Source organism: Pontibacillus halophilus JSM 076056 = DSM 19796 (assembly GCF_000425205.1).
In the GTDB taxonomy this organism is placed as follows: Bacteria; Bacillota; Bacilli; order Bacillales; family BH030062; genus Pontibacillus_A; species Pontibacillus_A halophilus.
Genome location: NZ_AULI01000033.1, coordinates 1 through 3,159, shown reverse-complemented (window position 1 = coordinate 3,159; position 3,159 = coordinate 1). Strand labels below are relative to the sequence as shown.

Genomic DNA, 3,159 nt, shown 5'->3' with positions numbered 1-3,159 from the left:
TAAAAAAGAAGTGCAGAGTTATGTACGTTTAGGTTGCACATCTCTGTACTTCTATTTTGCACTACACAGTTAGTAAGTTATATGACTTTTAATTTAAAAAAACAACTTTCCGTTATAAACACAATTAATATATGAGTCTAAGTATAAGGAGTTTTGTAAAGATATATTTTACTACATAGAGACTAAAAATGGCCATCTAAAAACAATCATTCCAGCAAGTGAATACTTTAAAAATACATTTTATTCGATATCTGAGAAACTCCATATGATGTACCTTAGTTCAATAAGAGCTAATGGTATCTTACAACAAATTATCAATAATTATCGTTCTAGTAGAGAGGTAAGAGAAAAAACACAACAACCCTTTTTCAAAACTGGTGAAGAAGTTCACTCATTAAAAGGAGAGGTGTATGCATTCTTATTTGCTGCTAGAGGGATTTTAGATACTATCTCAACATTAGTTCATTTTTTATACGGGCCAAGTTCCAGCCAATTTAGTAGTTTCGTTGATTATGTGAAATTTCTAAAAAGTGATAAAGAGAATAAAGTCTTTGAGGATAAAGAAATGCTTGACTACATTGAAAATGAAATGGATTGGTTTTGGGTATTAAAAGACTTAAGAGATCAGATAACTCATATTGGTTCTTTAGATTTTGATTTTCACGAAAAAAACCAGGTTTTCTAAGGATATATATTTGTCACACTTCTTTAGACTTAACAGACACATTAAACCAATTCTTTATCGGAATTCAAGAGTTTATAAAGTTCTTCGATAACCATTTTACAATAAAAATCAAACAGTATCTCAAGGTGAATGGATATAATAATTAAATCGGCTTTGTATTCAAACGATTTATTCATAAAGGATAAATGTGTGGAACTGTGGCAATAGCTGAATAGGGATTTTTCAGCTGTTTTGTAATTTGAAATAGAGGATTAAAGAAAAGTAAATACATTTCAAAAAACTTAAGGTTTATATATTAGCCCTTAAATTGACAAACTTAGTTATTGGCCCAAACTGATGGAGGTTAAATTAAAGAAAGGCAGTTGAAGATATGCTTTCCGAACAAAGTTATAAAAAAATACTAAACTATTTCGACAAACATTTATGGGACGGTAAGACGACAGATACAAATTGGAACTATTATGGTTTAATTCTGGACTGGTATTTTGATAATTCCGTATTATGTATTGATTATTTGGATATCGTTGACTTCTTTGATTACAATGGCGGTTTTGGATTTGAAGATGACCAGTACCTCTCGGAGCAGTACGGTAATATTCCGTCTGGTAAACATCTGCAGGTGCTAGAGAATATTCTAAACATCCTTAAGCATTCTACAGTGAATAAGGAACAAAGTAACCATATGATTGAAATGGTCACCAAAGTTCTAAAGAGGGAATACGTAAAAATTAATAATCCTGATACTGGGTATTTAACTATAAAGCCAGATGACATCCTTGATTCGGGGTCATATTGTAATATTGTTCGCGTTAGGGAAGGGGTTCTAAGAAAAGAATTAATATCTATATTTCAAAACGACGAGAAGCTAAAAAAACGAATGCGGTATGAGTTTGAAAATATGCAGAAGCTACAGGGGTGTCCGGCAATATTAAATGTGTATGATTTTGATCTTGAAACTCACTCCTATCTTATGGAACAATGCGAAAAAAATCTTTATAAGTATCTGGAAGATGAAATGGAATTGTCTTTTGAAGAGAAAATTAAGATTATTATTGATATCCTAACCGGGATGGCATTTGCACATAAAAATTCGATTATTCACAGAGATCTGCACTTGGGGAATATTCTAAAGATAGGTAATGATTTTGTGATTGCCGATTTTGGATTAAGTAAGGATCTGTCTATTGAGCGGAGTATGAAGTCTTCATACACAGAGAAAAATAATCACCTGTTTGTTGATCCTCTTGCCATGTCCGACTTTACGAAATTAGATCAAAAAAGTGATGTATATTCTGTAGGCAAGATAATTGATTATGTTTTTACACATAATACTTCTGATCCTAATCATATTTTTAAAACTATAGTTGAGCGTTGCATTTCTCGCAATAGAGACTTGCGATATGAAACAGCCCATCATGTTCTTAATGAAGTAGAAAGTATTTTGAAGAATCAAGATCAGGTAGAAAACATACAGAACACAATTAACAAGATTCTGAATAATCATTATGATGCCCAGGTACATGATTTTATTATTGATCTAACAGAGACGGATAGAATCAGCAAGTTTATAGTTGAACATAGGTTGTCAACGTTTTGGAGACTTGTTTTGAGATTTGAAAGTGGCTATCAAGCCAAGATTCTACAATCTATTTCATATAATTATTCGGAAGCAACAGGGTATGGAGGCTGGCCCAATTATGATATCTTCGCACAAATTTCCTATAACCTATGCTTGAACTCGGGAGACTTGGATGTAAGAAAGATTGCAAGAAGAATTCTTGAAGGATGTGCTGGCATAAGATATAGCGCCCAAAACCTACTAGAGCAGTTACCCAGTTAAATTAACATTTAATAATTTTTAAGGGAGCAGTAGATAGACTTATCCTTATTTGAGTCAAACCCTGCTGTTCTTTTTTTAGTAGTAGGGGTATATAAGCACCATAATTAACTCAAATAGTACTAGACCTCTTCTACCCAGCGGCATTTGATTTAAAGAATGCTAACATTCTGCTAACACAATCCAGTGAAAAACGATAAAATCCCGTTAAAGATATTACAGACAAAATCCTGAAAAACCTTGATATACCGCACTTTTCGCACACAACGTGTAAGATATTACACTCTCTCACCTTAGGGGCGGCATGATGTAATCTCGCCCAATAACTTAAGAATGGTGTAAAAACCCTCCTCCTAAAAATAGGAGGAGGGTTTTTGTTTACATAGGTCTATACCAAAGTTTTTAATTATTACCTAAATAGCTAACAGAAGTTAAACACATCATAAACTCCAAATTTGAGAAGAAATACTAAGAGATAGCCATGAGCTACCTAATATTGCTAAGATGCTTAGCACTCTAAAGACCTCTTTTATCAGTCCTTTTGGATAGGCTACACTAAATTGGACATGTAAATTAAGGTCAGGTAAACTTATCTCAATTCAAATAGCGAGGAGCACTGACCATGACTAAGAGGTCC

General features: G+C 33.0%; 2 protein-coding genes. Both read left to right on the top strand.

Features of this window, described 5'->3' with window-relative positions:
- Nucleotides 1-265 precede the first annotated feature (265 nt).
- On the top strand, nt 266-685 hold the full coding sequence (locus H513_RS0117575) for a hypothetical protein (RefSeq protein WP_026801893.1): 420 nt from the start codon (nt 266-268) through the stop codon (nt 683-685).
- Between the two features lie 370 nt (nt 686-1,055).
- Entirely contained in the window at nt 1,056-2,525 is a 1,470-nt protein-coding gene (locus H513_RS0117570) for a protein kinase domain-containing protein (protein ID WP_026801892.1), read from the top strand.
- Nucleotides 2,526-3,159 lie beyond the last annotated feature (634 nt).